The 18,206-nt window shown below is 53.3% G+C and carries 14 protein-coding genes and 1 tRNA gene; 2 read left to right on the top strand and 13 right to left on the bottom strand.

Annotation, left to right across the window (positions count from 1 at the left end; genetic code table 11):
- Positions 1-123: 123 nt before the first annotated feature.
- The 13 genes from DW024_RS00005 to DW024_RS00065 all read right to left on the bottom strand — a co-directional run bounded on the left by DW024_RS00005 (position 124) and on the right by DW024_RS00065 (position 13,048).
- Positions 124-1,110 (bottom strand): deacetylase, encoded by a 987-nt coding sequence (locus DW024_RS00005; RefSeq protein WP_147352033.1) that lies wholly within the window; start codon positions 1,108-1,110, stop codon positions 124-126.
- Positions 1,111-1,159: 49 nt separating this feature from the next.
- Positions 1,160-2,233 (bottom strand): glycosyltransferase, encoded by a 1,074-nt coding sequence (locus DW024_RS00010; protein WP_118376642.1) that lies wholly within the window; start codon positions 2,231-2,233, stop codon positions 1,160-1,162.
- Between the two features lie 57 nt (positions 2,234-2,290).
- The gene (locus DW024_RS00015; RefSeq protein ID WP_118376643.1) at positions 2,291-3,379 is read right to left on the bottom strand and encodes an EpsG family protein; all 1,089 of its coding nucleotides are present in this window, start codon (positions 3,377-3,379) and stop codon (positions 2,291-2,293) included.
- A complete protein-coding gene (locus DW024_RS00020) occupies positions 3,380-4,402 on the bottom strand; it encodes a glycosyltransferase (RefSeq protein WP_233541279.1) in 1,023 nt (340 codons plus the stop codon).
- Positions 4,403-4,502: 100 nt separating this feature from the next.
- Positions 4,503-5,585 (bottom strand): glycosyltransferase, encoded by a 1,083-nt coding sequence (locus DW024_RS00025; RefSeq protein WP_118376645.1) that lies wholly within the window; start codon positions 5,583-5,585, stop codon positions 4,503-4,505.
- 19 nt (positions 5,586-5,604) lie between these two features.
- Entirely contained in the window at positions 5,605-6,357 is a 753-nt protein-coding gene (locus tag DW024_RS00030) for a glycosyltransferase family 2 protein (protein WP_118376646.1), read from the bottom strand.
- Positions 6,358-7,026 carry a sugar transferase gene (locus DW024_RS00035; protein WP_233541280.1) on the bottom strand — a complete coding sequence of 223 codons (669 nt, stop codon included), beginning with the start codon at positions 7,024-7,026 and terminating at the stop codon, positions 6,358-6,360.
- A 23-nt stretch (positions 7,027-7,049) separates the two neighbouring features.
- Positions 7,050-8,267: a DegT/DnrJ/EryC1/StrS aminotransferase family protein gene (locus tag DW024_RS00040; protein WP_199576889.1), complete on the bottom strand. Its 1,218-nt coding sequence runs from the start codon at positions 8,265-8,267 to the stop codon at positions 7,050-7,052.
- Positions 8,268-8,284: 17 nt separating this feature from the next.
- The gene (locus DW024_RS00045) at positions 8,285-10,165 is read right to left on the bottom strand and encodes a nucleoside-diphosphate sugar epimerase/dehydratase (RefSeq protein WP_233541281.1); all 1,881 of its coding nucleotides are present in this window, start codon (positions 10,163-10,165) and stop codon (positions 8,285-8,287) included.
- A 79-nt stretch (positions 10,166-10,244) separates the two neighbouring features.
- Positions 10,245-10,790, bottom strand: a complete 546-nt coding sequence (gene loaP / locus DW024_RS00050; RefSeq protein ID WP_233541282.1) for an antiterminator LoaP — start codon at positions 10,788-10,790, stop codon at positions 10,245-10,247.
- A 771-nt stretch (positions 10,791-11,561) separates the two neighbouring features.
- Positions 11,562-11,637 (bottom strand) — tRNA-Ala (locus tag DW024_RS00055).
- A gap of 70 nt (positions 11,638-11,707) precedes the next feature.
- Complete coding sequence (locus DW024_RS00060; protein ID WP_118376648.1) at positions 11,708-12,349, bottom strand: thiamine diphosphokinase; 642 nt, start codon at positions 12,347-12,349, stop codon at positions 11,708-11,710.
- Positions 12,350-12,358: 9 nt separating this feature from the next.
- On the bottom strand, positions 12,359-13,048 hold the full coding sequence (locus DW024_RS00065) for an HAD family phosphatase (protein WP_118376649.1): 690 nt from the start codon (positions 13,046-13,048) through the stop codon (positions 12,359-12,361).
- Positions 13,049-13,379: 331 nt separating this feature from the next.
- Here DW024_RS00065 and glgB point away from each other — a divergent pair, with 331 nt between their 5' ends.
- Both glgB and DW024_RS00075 read left to right on the top strand, forming a co-directional pair.
- On the top strand, positions 13,380-15,656 hold the full coding sequence (gene glgB, locus DW024_RS00070) for a 1,4-alpha-glucan branching protein GlgB (RefSeq protein ID WP_118376650.1): 2,277 nt from the start codon (positions 13,380-13,382) through the stop codon (positions 15,654-15,656).
- A gap of 94 nt (positions 15,657-15,750) precedes the next feature.
- On the top strand, positions 15,751-18,177 hold the full coding sequence (locus tag DW024_RS00075) for a glycogen/starch/alpha-glucan phosphorylase (protein ID WP_118376651.1): 2,427 nt from the start codon (positions 15,751-15,753) through the stop codon (positions 18,175-18,177).
- Positions 18,178-18,206: the final 29 nt, after the last annotated feature.

The following is an 18,206-nucleotide window of genomic DNA, read 5'->3' on the forward strand; positions in this document are numbered from 1 at the left end:
GTTCCGCTATGCGGTTGTCAATTTGCGAAAGAAATTATGCGTCACCAAAGGGCTTTGGTGCACATCGTACCAAAGCCAATAATTCCAGTGTTTTTAAGTAAATCCCTGCTGCGACTGTCGGTCTTAGCGGGCAATCCAACCACTCCTCTCAAGTGAGTTGTTGGATATGAGCTCCCTAGCGTAAGCGCCGATAGTTTCACCCTCAAAATCTAAAGAAGCACGATCGAAAAGTTTTTCCAGCTGAACATAGAGATTCTCTACTGCTGCTTCATCCCTGAATGTTGGGCTTCCACCTGGCATAAATTCAGATGAATGAAGCATAAACATGATGTATTCAGAGGAGCTATTCGCTACTCGCCGTTCAAGCCATAGCATTTCATTGAGGTTTTTCCCATTCGGTCTAAGCTGAAGCGACTGCCCTCGCGCGACATTGTAAAGCGACTTGGCTAGTGGCTTAGCCTTGCAGGTGGCTGGTTTAATAAATGAATGCGTATCCCTAACGGTCAAAGGAACCTCAACAATATCTGCTTTGTCACATCTGACCAAATATGGTTCCTCGCTGGCGTTGGAATAATCTGCACCGGAGACCCCTTTCGTCAGGCCTGGGGATGTTATCCAATTAATGTGTGGAGTCACGGAGCAATCGCAGATATACCCTTTACGAGCAAGAAGCTCAAAATACCTTTGATCCATTGCCCATCGTCCGGCACGATGCGAAATAGGGCGAATGCCGATGCGGTCCATGATTGCATCGGTCATTGCGTCAATTTTGGCTTCCATGATGTCGTCAGTAAATTCAATAAGATAAGGTAGGCCACAGTCATCGTTCTTCTCTCCGGTAAGCTCGAAACTGGGCGGAGTATTCCAAGCATGCAAGTGCATGCCAACTTCACATCGCCCTTCGGCCGCCCATGACCCAACCATTTCACAGAAACCAGGGTCACTTACCATCTCCCAGTTAGAAAGATATGTCGGCTTGTAACCGTATCGATCGCAAAGAGCCTGGAATCTTGTTAAATACTTTGCATTGCGCGTCCCGATAGGATCATTTTTATTCCATTCCCAGAGGTTGTCTCCCTCTGTGTCTATGCTGATAAGAAATTTCTTCAAGTTATCTCCAGTACTTCTAGCGAAAAACAAACTGATTAAAACCCTGGCATTAAAACGGAGCGGAGTGTCCAAGTTCCCGATACAGCTTTTCATATTTTCTTGCCATATGAGCCGCCGAATATCCGTCGATGTTCGCGAGAGAGCTTGCTCCCATTTTGCAACGTAACTTGCAATCTACGAGCTCGCACATCGCCCTGAAGAGCTGGTCCTCAGATCCAGCATCGATAAGAATGCCGTTAGAATTAGAAACTACATTACGTATGCCTCCAACATCCGTAGAAATTACGGGGAGGCCACATGCCATCGCCTCGAGAATAGACATCGGCATACCCTCACGATTGGAGCTTTGGACATAGACATTGGCTCCACGCAGAACGTTTGGAATATTCGTAAGAGCGCCTGGCAGTTCTATAGAAGGGTCGTCACCAGCTTCGCGACACAATTCTTCATGAAGTGGGCCGTCACCGACAAGAATTAACCTTGCATCAGGACACTCCATCTCGAGTCGTTTAAATGCACGCAAGATGAGCATTTGATTTTTGTTCTGGTTTTGCGTTGCAACATTGATGAATGTTGGCGCACTGGCGATATCGCATGGCGAATAGTCAGATAGCGTGATGCCGTTATCTATCTCATCTATCAGACTGTCTTCGACTCCAAAATAGTCGCAAGCTTGCCTATGGTTCTCCTTAGACACCGCAACTAATTTTACACGGTTTTCACCTGCGAGGCGTACCATCCGTTGGGCAGTAGTATTAAGAGCGGCGGGAAGAGTACTATGAAGTGTAATTAGAGTATTTCTATGATGCATCAGTGCCCATGGAATAGATATTTGCGCTCCACCTAGATGCGCGTGAACTACATCTGGACGCTCCCTAGAGAGAGACTTGTAAATCCTAATTAGCGTCGGCGGATCAATACGGTTACCAATTCCATGTAAATAGACCCGAGCAGGGGTTCCGGAGACTAACTGCATAAACTCCTTATCGCTTCCCCCGAAAAAACAATGGAGTGAGACGTCGAATTCACGAAAATCTAAATTACGAATCAATTCGCACACCATACGCTGTGCGCCGCCAACGATCAACGAATCAATAACTATTGCTACGTTTGTTTTCTTCATTCTTACCTACAAAAGCTTTGTATATAGTTTCTAATATCTTTAGAACGATAACCAGAGCTAAACAACGGAACCAAGGCTGCTTACGAATAGCACAAGGGAAATAGGTACAACAAAATATAAGCTTAGTATGCGACCGTGTCTTCCTAAGCAATGCATCATTAAATATGGAACCAGAATTGTTAAAAAGATGGTGTAGTAGGACATAATTCGTCCCATAATACCAAGAGAATAAGAAGCGCCCTGAAGACACAGGGCAATCCCAAGGGAAAAAATAGAGAGCCTAATGACATCGGGGCATTTATCAAATATCGATTTATTGCGGAGAGCATATAGCACAATGAAGGCAATGAATAATAGAAGCATGAACATCGTATAGCTTCCGCCCTCAACGTCGTATTTGGAGCCGATATAGCCCGCATACTGAGGCAGAGCCCTAACCGCGATCAATGCGATGACACGGCCGAAAATCAAGCAGACAATAGAAGCGGGAATGGCGATCTTCAAGAGCTTGATTACGTCGAAACGCTTGTAGAACCAGAGTAAAGCGAAACAAATCGCCGAGGAATGGAACGTCATCGCAACGCCGATAGCAATCGCAAAGAACACAGGCTTGTTTGAATCAACCCACCTCGTCGCAAATAGACAAATCGAAAGTGCAATCATTTGTCTAAAGATACCGAGACTGTATACAAATAAGCTTAGCGCACAGTAAATTAGAAAGCTTAAGAAAGGCGAGTCGCTGTACCGACCGAAGAACTCCATTAGCGGCGAGTATATGAGAACCGCGATCAAGAGGAAAAAAACGTGATCGGACATGTAAAAATGCGCACAAATCTTGGTGAGCAGGAAATAGCCAGGCTCGTAGTCGTAAGGGTATACGAGCTTAGCCGTCAGCACGTCGCTCCAAGGAATCCCAGCATAGTAGTTGAGTGAGCCCAAGTAGTTCCCGGTATCAGCACCAACAGTTACGTCTCGCATTGAAACGAAGAATATTAGCGCTACGCAAAGGCACACAAGGTAAGGAGTCCATGTAAGCTCTCGCTCCTTAGCCGAAATCGCAATAAATTTGCCTTTTTGCTCAGATGTGCCACGAATGATTAGCGCAACGAGGCCCGCAATTGCAACGAATGTCAGGTAAGGAGTCATCTAGTCAAGCTCCGATTCAATCGTAGCAACCCCGTACACCAGCTCTACGAACTTCTTAGCTTCGCTTGAGATATCGTACCCCGCCGCAGTCATGGCTGTCCTCGTATCGAGCCGCTCCACCGTAGCGGCAGACTCCAAAACCTTCGCCCAGGCCGTCGTGTTATCTATGGGCAAATACTCCACCAGACCTGTCACGTCGGCCTGTCTCGTCACCGTATCCGACACCACGCAGGAGAGCCCGGCCGCCTGCGCCTCTATCACAACGTTGGGCATGCCCTCGTACAGCGAGGGCAGCGCCAGCGCATCGAAGGCAGAAAGCAGCGCAGGCACGTCGGAACGCACGCCGGTGAAAACAATGCTGCCAAGCACGCCAAAAGCCTCGGCCTTGGCGCACACCTCGTCCTCAAGCTCGCCCTTGCCCACAAGCACGAGCCGTGCGTCGGGCCTGCTCTTCAAAAGCTCCGTGAAGACCTCAATGAGGAACCCGTGGTTCTTCTGCGGAGCAAAGCGTCCCACGTGTCCCACAACCAACGCGTCTGCGTCGATGCTGAGCTCAGCGCGTATGGCTGTGCGCTTCTCTGCCGAGAATGCATAGGCATCTAGGTCGAGCGCGTTGCGTAAGTAATGAACCTCGCCTTTTCTCATGGCCATGGGCCCGAACGTATACTCGGCCGCCAGGTCCGACGGCGCTATCTTCACGTTGGCCACCGACGTTAACGGTCGACGCAGGGCCCTCTGCAGAAGCATGCCAAGACCGGCCTGACCGTCGCTGGCATTGCTCGAACGCAACGCAAGCCTTCGCGCGCCTGCACGTTTCGCGATCCACAGGTCGATAGCTGAAAAAGCATTCGAACCAATCCTCAGCACGACGGGGCATCCATCTTCGCGAACTGCATCGAAGAGCTCACGACGATAGGCGGAGAAATCCTTCGTTTTACGAGTGATTCGAAATACTCTTCCTCCGAGTCTTTCGATTTCGTGCTCGTAGTAGCCGCGACCATCACCCGAGACCACAAAATCCATCTGATAGCACGTTCGGTCAAGCTGGCGATACATCTTCATTAAGAATGTCTCAGCTCCACCTGCATCCATATTCGACACAATGCAAAGCAGTCGTTTGGGTTTATTGGTTGTGCACATCGAAATCGCTTTCAACAAGATGCTTAAATTTCCTCAAGCCTGCTTCATACGAGTAGTTACGCCCTTTGCGAAGGCAAGATTCCTTCATTGCGAGTAATTGTTTAGGCAGATCGGGATTAAGAAGTACGTCCAGCAACGCATCGCGATTAAGGAAATCATACGTCAAACCCGTTTCACCTTCGTCGACCATCTCCGCATAGCTTGGCCAACGTGAAGCAATCACTGGAATGCCCGCACAATAGGCATCTACCACAGTGCCCGGGACACCCTCGCCCGGGTACCTCGTCGGAAAGGCCAAGACGAGGTACCCGTTAAGAACAGACGTACTCTCCCCCGCAGGAGCCACACCCTTATAGACGATCTCGGAGATATCGCAGCCAGCTATTAGCGCATCGAAATGCTCCTTATACTCGGGCAGCACATTGCCGTAGATATCGAGCCTAAAAGCACGGCGACCAAGACGGCAGTTCGCCTTGTGCACAGCCCACACGATGTCATCAATACCTTTATCCTCGTAGATGCGCGAGAAAACAGCCAAAGGCCATGGTTCACCGGACGGCTGTTTGAGCTCGGTAAACTTGAGCTGTGGCAAACGCTTGAAGTTGTATGCGACGAGCACGTTGTCGAAGCCTTGCTCGGCAAGTAGGACCCGAACTCGATCTGACTCAACAAGTATCGCGTCAAAGGATTTGAGTTTCTTGGCCAGAATAGGCTGTCCTACTATATACTCTGCGAGCCATCCGCCGATTACTGAATATACGATCTTGCAACCATAGCGTTTTCGTAAATACACGAGTAACGGGGCGAAGATTTTCACCCCGTTGTGCGCCGGTAGCATAACCAAGGCATCCGTGAGCTTCGCTAACTTAATGCACTCACGAGCAAGCGCAATTGGATGCTTTTGCCAGCCTCTTGTGTCAATTGAGCGAACGTTTTCTGCACCACAAACGTCACGAAGCAGTTCGCGGACAGTACGAGTCTTTACGACCTGTCCGTCCGCCATATCGATACCCTCGGCGAAATGCCCTATGATTCCAACGTTATTTATCTGCATGGGCATGTCCATAGCGAATACTCGCACCTCGTTACTTAATTCCAAAAATTTTGATAACGCCCCACACCCCGATATGAAACACAGATCGAAATACGCTCAAGTGTTCGATATCTCGATAAAGCATCCAGTGATATTTCACTAAGTCAAATTTGTTGTGCGATATAGAGCCCTCGCGAACACGATACTCTGCCAGTACATTCGGCATGCCCCAAATGTAGGGTTCCTTTTTAAGCATCTGTAGCCACAAAGCGTCATCATTACGTTTGCGAATATTGGGGACCTCGAACTTGCCCATCTTGCGGACGCTATACATAACCGTTGAATTTCCTACCGGGCAATCAAGCAATAGCCTGTTATAGCTAGTTCGAGGAATAGTCTTGATCACCTTTCCAAGAGGATTTCCCTGCTCATCAACTTGCTCATAGGCGGTGCATGAAAAGGGATGTCCCTCCTCGCGCATGAAAGCCAACTGTTTAGCCAGCTTCTCCGGTTTCCACATGTCGTCACTGTCCAAAAAGGCCATAAAATCGCCCTGGGCAGCTTTCATGGATTCAGTTCTTGCTACGGCGGCTCCGGAATTTTCATTTAAGCAAATATAACGAACACGGGGATCATCTTTGGAATAGGACTCAACAACTTCCCGGGTATTATCGGTAGAGCAATCATCCACAATAACCATTTCCCAATTATCGTAGGTTTGCGCCTGAACAGACTCAATGGTTTTTCCAATGTACTTTGCACAGTTATATGCCGGTGTAATAACCGATACTAAACCGTCTTTCATTTACCCTCTCCTGGCTACCGCCACAACAGTAGCGAACATCGTGGCTATCTCTCCCCAAAAGCTAAAATGAGAAAGATCGCGCAGGTTTAATTCCATCTTCTTTGGCAGCACCAGATTGGTATATGCGCTATCAACGTCCTCTGCACCCTCTAACAAGGCATCTTCATCTTTGAACTCAATACTCGCTCTCGAAGTAACACCGGGAGCGAGCAGCAAAGTTGCTCGCATCTCGGCTGTATACGCTGCTACATAACGAGGAACCTCGGGGCGGGTGCCGACAAAGCTCATGGTTCCGCGCAGGATATCTATCAGCTGCGCGACTTCGTCGAGTCGACATTTACGTATAACGGAACCAACACGCGTTATACGAGAGTCACCAGCGCTGGTGACTTGTGCGCCCTTTTTCTCGGCATCGACGCACATGGTTCGGAACTTGAAAATACGAAACGTCTTGCCGTATCGCCCAACTCTTTCTTGGCGGAAAAAAACCGGACCGGGAGAATCGAACTTAATTGCAACAGCAAGAATGATGAATAGCCACCAAGTTAAGGCAAATAAAAATAGGGAACCACATATATCGAAAATACGTTTCGCGAATAGCCCCATACGATGCCCTGCAAGTTCGTCATAGTAAGGGCGAACCTCATCAACGCGCATATCTTTGGGCAAATCAGCCCATGATAGCAGTACCACTACGCACCAAGCTCCAAGAGACAGGCCTTGAAGTAGTCGATGACGTAATTGACTTCGTCGTCAGTAAGGCGAGTATGCAGCGGCAAGGTGATTTCATTCTCAAAATGTTTGTACGCATTCGGAAATTCGGAAATGTTAAACCCAAGATTCTTATATGCCGTGTGCATGGGCAAAGGCTTGTAATGAACGTTTGTAGCAACACCAAGCTCTGCCATCTTTATGATAATTTCATTGCGCTTTTCGAGATCAAACCCGGGGATACGACAAATATACAGGTGACCCGAAGACTGGCGCTCGCCTGTAAAATGATTTAGAGGCTCAATACCCAGCGGGGTCAGAGCAGCATTGTAACGCTCGATAATCTCTTTGCGTCGCGCAAGCATGCCCTCATAACGATCGAGCTGAACGAGACCTAAAGCAGCTTGCATGTCAGTCATATTGCATTTATACCAAGGACCAACAATGTCATATTCCCAAGCACCAAGCTTGGTCTTAGCCAAGGCATCCTTGCTTTGGCCATGAAGACTCAGGAGCTGCAGCTTCTTATACATGGCCTCAGAGTCGATGCCGGAAATGGCACGCCAAGCAAGGCAACCACCCTCGGCAGTGGTCAAATTCTTTACGGCATGGAAGCTGAACGAGCTGAAATCGGCGATAGAGCCAACCATCTTGCCATGCCAAATTGCGCCTAAGGCATGGGCAGTATCTGCGCAAACCGCGATGCGCCCCAGAGCTTCCTGAATTTCGCCATTTGGTTTAAACAGATTATGCTTAGACTTAACGATTTCGAAAATACGATCGTAATTGCAAGGAACACCACCAAGATCAACAGGAATGATTGCTTTTGTGTTCTCATTAACGGCAGCCTCAACAGCATCGTAATCCATTTCGAAACTATTCGGCTGGCAATCGATAAGCACGAGTTTGGCACCCACGTGGCACACAACAGAGGCGCTTGCCGTGTAAGTATAAGCAGGAACAATTACTTCATCGCCAGGTCCCACATTAAGAAGACGAAGCGCCATTTCTGCACATGCAGTCTGTGAATTTAGGCAGCAGACCCTTTCGGCTTTCAAATAATCTGCCAACCTTGCTTCGAGTTTCTTGGTACGTGGACCAGTAGTAATCCATCCGGATCGAAGGGCTTCTGCAACTTCGACAATTTCTGCCTCGGTAATATCAGGCGGCGAAAACGGGATGTTCATCTTTACAGTCATTATTCTGCCTCTTCCAACTAGTCGTTGTACTGTGGGTGATACGTTGGGACAACTTCGGCAAGAACCGTTTTAATCTCGTCGTTCGTGCCATTCAGACAGGCCTCGAGCTTCTCGAGCTTGTCCTTAATCTCTTCCATCTTGTCTGCCTCGGCCGTGGAAATACGAATCTCGGAATGCTCGGTAGGCAGGAGTTGCTCGTTGTCCATAAGGAGCTCCTCATACATTTTTTCGCCAGGACGCAGGCCGACCTCTTTGACCTCGATATCCTTGCCGGGCTTAAGACCGCTCAGCGTAATAAGGTTGATGGCAAGGTCGTAGATCTTGACAGGCTCACCCATGTCCAAAACAAAAATCTCGCCGCCATGAGCAAGCGCACCGGCAGTAATGACCAATTTGCTGGCCTCAGGAATCGTCATAAAGTAACGTGTGATGTCCTTATGTGTAATGGTGATGGGACCGCCCTCGTGAAGTTGACGCTTAAAGAGCGGGATGACCGAACCATGGCTACCAAGAACATTGCCAAAACGGACTGCAGTAAAAATGGTCTTGCTGTTGGCCGCATAATACTGAACGATCATCTCGTCCATGCGTTTGGTAGCACCCATTACATTTGCGGGATTAACGGCCTTATCAGTAGAAATTTGTACGAAATGACTGCACTGATACTTATCAGCTAATCGCACAACATTGAGGGTGCCAAACACGTTATTTTCAATTGCCTCACGCGCATTATGTTCCATAAGGGGAACATGCTTGTGTGCCGCCGCGTGGAAGACAACTTGCGGCTGATAAGTTTCGAAAACATGCTCGATTGCAGGCGAGTGCGTGATAGAACCGATAAACACCTGAATATCGGTGCCTTGATCCCGAGCCGACTTGATAATGTCATGGTACAGCTCATACGTCGTGTTCTCGTAGATATCGAACAAAATGATTTGAGCAGGCTTTGCCGGAAGTAGCTGACGCACGAGCTCAGAACCGATAGAACCGCCACCGCCGGTAACCAAAATGCGTTTGCCCGCAACATAGCCCATCTGGTCTAGATTAAGTGATTTTTCTTCACGAGATAGCAGATCGCTGATTTCGACTTCGCGAAGGGCAACCCTGCCAAGACCGCTTATAGGAATGTCGCGCACATTGGGCAAGGTTAATACCCTAATCCCCGTTTTCATGCAGAGGTCATAGATTCTCTGGCGTTCATCAAAAGTAGCACTTGGAATGGCGACTACGATTTGTTCGGCTTCACAGGCATGCGCAATCGTCGGAATATCCGCACAGGTACCGCAGACTTTAATGTCGTGAATTCGCTGATTTTGTTTATTGGGATCGTCATCAACGACGGCAACAGGATCTCCAACCATATCGGGATCGTTGCTGAGCATGCGCTTAATAGTAAGCGAACCGGTCTCCCCTGCTCCCACGATGAGCGTACGAGGTAAATGAGCATCTGATTTGCTTTTAAAACGCCATGCCTGGCTACCATAAATTGCACGAATAGCAAAGCGTCCGCCTCCGCAAATGATGAGGATGACAGCCCATGCCATGACGTCCTCACGAAGGGTCATGCCCTTGCCAAATAACAGGTTAAAGATAACGTCGCCAATGACTGAGCCTACCGTTACAGCAGCAACAATACGTCCAGCCTCGGAAATGCTCGCATAGCGCCACAAGCTGCTATACATATGAAAGAACCAAAAGACAACAACGTTAACAAGCGCAAGCACAAGAATAGCCGGGCATGCGCCGGCTGCTCCGCTGAGCGTCGCCCAATGCTGCGTTCCCCACGATGCAACAAACACAGCAATAAAAGTTGCAACAATGTCATATGCCATCAACGCATACGGTTCAAAGGCAATCAGCTTCCCCTTTTGCTTTGCGCCCTTGGATTCGGTGTTCAAAACTCTTCTTCTCTTCCCTGTTGATCCCGTTATCCCCGGCCCGGGGATCCCCTTTGCTCCTTTAAGCAGTCGCCTGCAGCTAGGCGATCGCCTTTTTAAGGTTTCGCATTGTGCGCTGCTCGTTTGAAAGCACCGCGAGGCCGACGCGCGTAGTTACGCGTCGGCCGCACAGGTTGAGCTCCAAATAAGCAGTGCTCTTGCGTCTGTTGATGGTTTTAATAAGGCCTTCGTGGCCCAGCAGTGGACCTGCCGTCACTACGACCTGATCACCGTTTTTTAGGGCCTCGCTCATGGGCACAACGCGGTCTCCCCTATGCGTAAAGCCTCCAATAAGCTGGACCTCTTCTTTAGCCAGAGGCACAAACTGACCGTCCTGGGAGAGCACCCGGGCAAAGTCGTCCATGCGCAGCAGATACTGTTGCACGGTGCGAGGATCTGCCGTATCGCAGATGAGATAACCGGGAAAGAGTGGCTTGGTCGTTTTGACCCATTCGCCGTGTACCTTAATCTCGGTTTGAAATTGGGGATAAAAGAGCTCCTGCATGGCGCTCGCCGGCACCATGTGCTCGATGCGCTCGCGCATTACGTCTTCGCGACCGTTAATGACCTGGATTACATACCACACAAGCACCACCCCCTTGCTGTCTTACGTGTGGCTCGCGGGGTTTGGGTATGGCTTCGCCAGGGCGCTTGTGCGCGAAGGCGCTCCATATTCAAACCCTGAGCCCAGTTAGACAAGCACGTGGCTCTGCCCCACCGTGAACGGTATGTATGAGTGCAGTTACTAGAGTCGCGGCCGTGTATCGCAAAAAGACCGCGACTCCAGCTGGCTGCGTGCGAACCAGTCAAGCGGGAACAAAACTGGACCGCACGCAAACAGCTGAAAACTACTACGCTTCGACACGCAAGCTATTAAATGCATCTTTGAATTACATCAATACAAATAACAACGTCGCATGACTTCTTTATTGGAGCTCGTGGTGTTTCTGGCACCGCCGTTACGGCCGGATGCTGATCGACCCTGCGCTTTGTGGCTTGCTGGAGCCGTGAGCACAGTTGAACTCATGTAACGTTAGGTATCCTAGCACAAGCTGGTAGCGAAACTGATTTGGCTTGTGGTGGACAACATATCGTTCATTTAGCGTGTTCAAGGGGGTTGTTTTGGGATGTTGTTCACATTGGCGCAGGATATTGGGGTGCTAGCGAAGGTTATGGATGCTCCTGAAGCCCGAATTGACCAGCGAGGCGTACTGGTAATTGCGTTTGTCCAACAAACTATGTACAGACATGGGAAATAAATTGTGCAACTTTTTGTTGGCGTAGGTGGGGTTTGCAGCGCGTGGTGTTTTGGCATGAAAAAAGGCCTTCGGAATTCCGAAGGCCTTTGCATTCACGATGGTGGAGACGAGGGGGATCGAACCCCTGACCTCTTGACTGCCAGTCAAGCGCTCTCCCAGCTGAGCTACGCCCCCGTGACGATGAAATACTATAGGGGAAGTTGGCGCGACGTGCAAGGACTTTTTTGGGTCAGACTATAAATGCCTATTGATATAGGTAAGCGATGGCAGTGCCGGCGTGGGCTTGGATCGTGGCTGTTGACCTGACGACGTTGCTGATGCCCGTGTCGGCCAACAAGCCCAGCGGGCTGTGGTCTAGCTCCCACTCCAAGCCATGTTCGCTTACCACCGTCCCAGGGGCTATGGCGATGATGGAGAACCTCTTGCCTTCGGCGCCCTCGATGGTCCACGACTCACCTGCGTGAAGAATGCGGGCGACTCCCTTGTCCTCAGCAATACAGACTGGGGCGTCATCATAGCCTGCAAGCAAGCCCAGCACGGATAGGGCCATGTCCGGACGGCCGCCGGTGGCGCAGGTCGCAACCACTTCGGCACCCGTCCAGCGACGGCGGACGGAGTCGAGCGCCAGCGCCAGATCGGTATAGTCCTTGTACGGGTCGTGGCGCTCTACCTCAAAGGCTTCGGCGGCATCGACCAACGCACGACCCGCATCGCTCACCGTGTCGGCATCCCCCACATAAACGTCGCAGCCTAGCCCCGCGCTCAGCAGCGCATCGAGCCCGCGGTCCACGGCGACAACGTGGTCGCACTCCCCTGCTAGCCTACGCAACAGATCAGCGCTCGCAACCACGGGCGAGCCGCAGACCACTAATACCTTACAAGCCACAGCCCTCGCCTATCCCTCAAACGCAAGCACGCGGGCCAGATCCAGCTCCTCGTAGCAGTCGATAAAGATATCGCAGTTGGCGCGCACATCGTCGCGCTCCATACGGCCATGCGGGTCATAGATACCCACGCGCTTAAAGCCGGCGGAGCCAGAGCTCTTTAGGCCAAAGACGGCGTCCTCAAACACCCATGAGCGCTCAAACTTGTGCCCATGGCGCCCCTCCAGACGGCGAAGCGCCAGCTCGTATACGTCGGGGAACTGTTTGGAACGTCCCGCCTCGCCCGTGGTGGTCACAAACTCCATGTAGGCATCGAGCCCGGCGCCCGCAAGCGCGGACTGCACCAGCTCGGCCGGCGTGGACGTAGCCACGCACATGGCAATGCCCGCCGCCTTCGCCTGCTCCAAAAATGCCAGGAGCCCCTCGCGCGGCGGCACCTTGGAGTAGCCATCGATCAGGATGTCGCTCAGCTCGCGATACAGCTCCTCGCCATTCTCGCCAATGCCCCACGTGTCGTGGTAGGCCTGGCACTCGTCCTCGAGCGACAAATGTTCAAACTGGGCAAAATCGTCGACCGTCACGTCAATTCCGTGGCGGTGCAATAACTCGGGCTGGGCATAGGCCCAAACGGGGGTGCTATTAACCAGTGTGCCGTCGCAATCGAAAATAAAAGCAACGTTGGGGGCGGCGGTCTGGGACATAAACGAACCTTTCGATGTCAAATGGTAAACATCCTGCTAAAAACGTTTTACCAAACGTCTGACTAACAATTTAGAAACCCTAATTGGTAAAACTGTCAAGAGTTTTACCACGGCAATTCTGCCAGTGGTCTAAACATGGCGCTTACCGATTAAACGCCGCCCTAAAACCACTTTCCTTCATAAAAGTAACGTACAGGTGTTATCGTAGTTTCTGCCGAAAGTTCCACCGAGCACGCGAGGTGGAACGAATCATAGAACTATCGCCGTCCCTTCGATTCGTGCAGCCTTGGACCTTTCGCATCTAGTCACCAAGGCAACACGCTGCCGCGTCATGATGGGATCAAACGTGAGCGATACAAAGCTAAAGCCAACGGCTAAAAAGCCCGCAACCCGTAAAGCCGCCCCGCACGCACCGGAGCTCACCAAGGACGATGTCTATCTATTTGGCATCGGCACGTGGGAGCGCAGCTGGGAAAAGATGGGCGCGCACCCCGACACGCAGAACCGTACGCGCGGCTGGCGTTTTTGCGTTTGGGCGCCCGACGTAAAGAGCGTCCATGTCATTGGCGAATTTAACGACTGGGATGAGGAAGCCAACCCGCTGGTGCCCGTGCATACGAGCGCTATCTGGGAAGGCTTTATTCCTGGCGCCGAGCAGGGCCAACTCTATAAATATCTCATCGAGACAAACGAGGGAGAAAAGCTCTATAAGGCCGATCCGTATGCCTTTAAGGCCGAGTGCCCTCCGGGTACCGCGAGCGTGCTGTGGACCCTCGATGGCTACAAGTGGAACGACGACGCGTGGCTCAAGCGCCGCGCCGGCCACAACCACATGTCGCAGCCGCTTAACATCTACGAGGTGCATATTGGCTCATGGAAGCGCCACGGCGACGCGCCGCAGGGCGAACCCGACGAGTACGGCAACTACGCCGGTCCCATGGATCCCTTCCCCGCCCAGCGCGGCGAGTTCTACACCTACGACGACCTGTCGGTGGAGCTCGTGGACTACGTGCGCGACATGGGTTACACGCATATCGAGGTCATGCCGCTCATGGAGCATCCCTTCGATGGCTCCTGGGGCTACCAGACGACCGGCTACTATGCCGCCACGTCACGCTACGGCAACTCGCAGCAGCTCATGCACTTTATCGATGCGTGCCACGAGGCGGGCATCGGCGTGATCATGGACTGGGTGCCCGGCGGTTTTTGCGCCGACTCCCACGGCCTTGCCACCTTTAACGGCCACATGCTGTTTGAGCACGAGATTCACCCTAACTGGGGCACGCACAAGTTTGACTTCGCCCGCGGCGAGGTACGCTCCTTCCTGGTCTCTAACGTGCTTTATTGGCTCGAGAACTTCCACGTTGACGGCATTCGCATGGACGGCGTGTCCAGCATGCTGTACCTCAACTTTGGCATTGATGATCCCGGCCAAAAGAAGTTCAACAAGTACGGTACCGAGGAGGACCTGGACGCCAGCGCGTTTATCCGCCAGGTCAACTGCGCTGTGGAGGCCCACTTCCCCGACGTGATGATGATGGCCGAGGAGTCCACCGCGTGGCCGCTCGTGACCTATCCGCCGCAGGACGGCGGCCTGGGCTTCCACTACAAGTGGGACATGGGCTGGATGAACGACACCCTGCACTACATGCAGACCGATTTTCCGTGGCGCCCCGGCAACCACGGGCTGCTCACGTTCTCCATCATGTACGCCTTTACCGAGAACTTTATTTGCCCGCTGAGCCACGACGAGGTCGTGCACGGCAAGTGCTCGCTGATCGGCCGCATGCCGGGCGACTGGTGGCGCCAGTTTGCCGGCCTGCGCACGCTGGCCTTCTACCAGATGACGCACCCCGGTGCCAAGCTCAACTTTATGGGCAACGAGATCGGCCAGTTTATTGAGTGGCGCTACTACGAGTCCATCCAGTGGTTCCTGACCGAGGAGTACGAGACCCACCGTCATCATCAGGCGTTTATCAAGGCGCTCAACCACCTTTACACCGCCGAGCCCGCCCTGTACGAGCGCGGCTACACCGACGACGGCTTTACCTGGATCGACGCGGACAACTCCAAGCAGTCCATCGTGAGCTTTGTGCGCCAGGGCGAGGACGTCGATGACGACCTAGTGATCCTGATTAACTTTGACCCGGCGAGCTACGAGAGCTTCCGCGTGGGCGTGCCGCGCGAGGGTGACTGGGAGGTCATCTTTGACTCCGACCGTCCCGAGTTTGGCGGCAGCGGCTATGCCGGCGAAGAGCCTTACACCTGCTCGAGCGAGCCCTATCCCTGGAACGGGCAGATGGACTCCATCGAGATTAAGGTGCCCGGGCTGGCTGGCGTGGTGCTTAAGCGCCGCGGCCCCAGCAGCTATAAGCCGCCTGTGGTCGAGGAGCCCAAGAAGGCGACGCGCAAGCGGGCGTCCTCGGTGAAGCCCAAGCCTGCGGCTGCCAAGAAGGCTCCGGCTAAGGCGAAGGCCACGACGACCAAGGCCAAGGCCAAGGCTGCCGCAAAGCCCGCTGCTAAGGCCGCAGCCAAGAAACCGGCTGCCAAAAAGGCCGCTACCAAGGCCAAGTCTGCTTCTGTTAAGCCGTCTGCCAAGGATGCGTAACAAAACCGTTACAGCTGTAATTAACCGCCCCGCGGGGGCGTAGGATACATGTCATAACCGTTCCGGGAGAAACATCCCCGGGGGAAAGGAACGTATGAATAAGATCTTCGACAACAAGCAGGAGTTTACCGAGCTCTATCGCGATGCCGTCATGAGCATCAGCGGCAAGAGCGTCGAGGCCGCCAGCGATCTGGACCGCTTTAACGCCCTGGCCAAGCTCGTGGCCGAGAAGGCCCGCACCGTTGCCACCAAGAGCGACGCCCGCGTCACCGCCGAGGGCAAGAAGCGCGTGTACTACTTCTCGATCGAGTTTTTGATCGGTCGCCTGCTCGATAACTACCTGCTCAACTTTGGCGTGCGCGACATGGTCGCCGAGGCGCTCGACGACATGGGCTTCGACCTTTCCGTCATCGAGAACCAGGAACCCGATCCGGCGCTGGGCAACGGTGGCCTGGGCCGTCTGGCCGCATGCTTCCTGGATTCCATGGCAGCCGAGGGCATCGCCGGCTACGGCAACGGCATGCGCTACCGCTACGGCCTGTTTAAGCAGGAGATCGTCAACGGCAGCCAGGTCGAGGCCACGGACGAGTGGCTCACCCACGGCTATCCCTGGGAGGTCCGACGTCAGGACAAGGCCGTGACCATTAAGTTTGGCGGCCACGTCGAGGGCTTTGAGGAGAACGGACGCACGTTCTACCGCACGGTGGACACGCAGGACATTCTGGCCGTCCCTTATGACATCCCCGTGGTGGGCTATGCCGGTGAGACCGTCAACAAGCTGCGCGTCTGGGCCGCCGAGCCGGTCGAGGAGCACTTTGACCTTGAGGCCTTCAACCGCGGCGACTATGCCCTGGCCGATGCCGAGCGCGCCGAGGCCGAGGCCATCAGCGCCATCCTCTACCCCAACGACGCCGGCGAGCACGGCCGTCTGCTGCGTCTGAAGCAGGAGTACCTGTTTGTCTCGGCCGGCATCTACAGCCTGCTCGACACCTTTGAGAAGGAGCACGGCGAGAACTGGGAGCTGCTGCCGCAGTTTGTGGCCATCCACACCAACGACACGCATCCCGCCATGTGCGGTCCCGAGCTCATGCGTATCCTCATCGACGAGAAAAAGCTCGAGTGGGATGACGCTTGGAGCATCGTGACGCAGGTCGTGAGCTACACCAACCACACCATCCTGCCCGAGGCCCTGGAGAAGTGGCCCATCGGCATGTTCTCCAAGCTCCTCCCCCGTGTGTACCAGATCATCGACGAGATCAGCCGTCGTTGGCACGAGTCGTTCGACACCACGCAGGAGGGCTGGCAGGAGCGTCTGCGCCAGACCGCCATCCTGTGGGACGGCGAGATTCGCATGGCCAACCTGTCCGTGATCTGCAGCCACAGCGTCAACGGCGTGGCCAAGATCCACTCCGACATCATCAAGAACATCGTGCTCAAGGACTTCTACGCCCTGACGCCCGAGAAGTTCAACAACAAGACCAACGGCATCTCGCACCGTCGCTTCTTTGCCGAGGCCAACCCCACCTATGCCAAGCTCGTAACCGAGGCCATTGGCGACGGCTGGCTGAAGGACGCCTTTGAGCTGGAGAAGCTCAAGGAGTTCCAGAACGACTCCGAGTTCCTGAAGGCCGTGGGTGCCTCCAAGCGCGCCAACAAGGAGCGCCTGGCCGCCTATGTCAAGTCCGAAACCGGTCTGGTCATTGACCCCAACACCGTCTTCGATGTTCAGGTAAAGCGTTTCCACGCCTACAAGCGCCAGCTCATGAACATCATGAAGGTGATGGACATCTACAACCGTCGCATCGCCGATCCCAATTTCCACGTGACGCCGACGACCTTTATCTTTAGCGGCAAGGCCGCCTCGAGCTACACCTTCGCCAAGGAGACCATCCGCCTCATTAACTCCGTGGCCGACGTCATCAACAACGATGCCCGCGTCAACGAGGTCATGAAGGTCTGCTTTATCCCCAATTTCCGTGTGAGCAACGCCCAGCTCATCTACCCTGCCGCCGAAATCTCGGAGCAGATCTCCACGGCCGGCAAGGAGGCCTCGGGCACGTCCAACATGAAGCTCATGATGAACGGTGCCATTACGCTGGGCACCCTCGACGGCGCCAACATCGAGATCGCCGACCTGGCCGGCCGCGAGAACGAGGCTATCTTTGGCCTGACCGCTCCCGAGGTCGAGCAGCTCTGGGCATCCAATAGCTACTTTGCGTGGGATACCCTCAACGGCGACCGTGAGCGCCTGGGCCGCGTGATGGACGAGCTCAAGGACAACACCTTTGCGGGTCTTTCGGGCAACTTCGAGAGCATCTACAACGAGCTCATGAACAACAACGACCCCGACCTGGTCATGGCAGACTTCCGCAGCTACGTGGATGCGTGGGAGAAGCTCACGGGCAGCTACGGCGACCAGGAGACCTGGAACCGCAAGGCCCTGCTCAACACCGCCTCGAGCGGCTGGTTCTCGAGCGACCGCACCATTCGCGAGTACCGCGACGAGATCTGGCACGCGTAAAGGCGCACGAGCTCCCCTATGCCAGCACG

It is taken from the genome of Collinsella sp. AF37-9, from assembly GCF_003475115.1.
Lineage (GTDB): Bacteria > Actinomycetota > Coriobacteriia > Coriobacteriales > Coriobacteriaceae > Collinsella.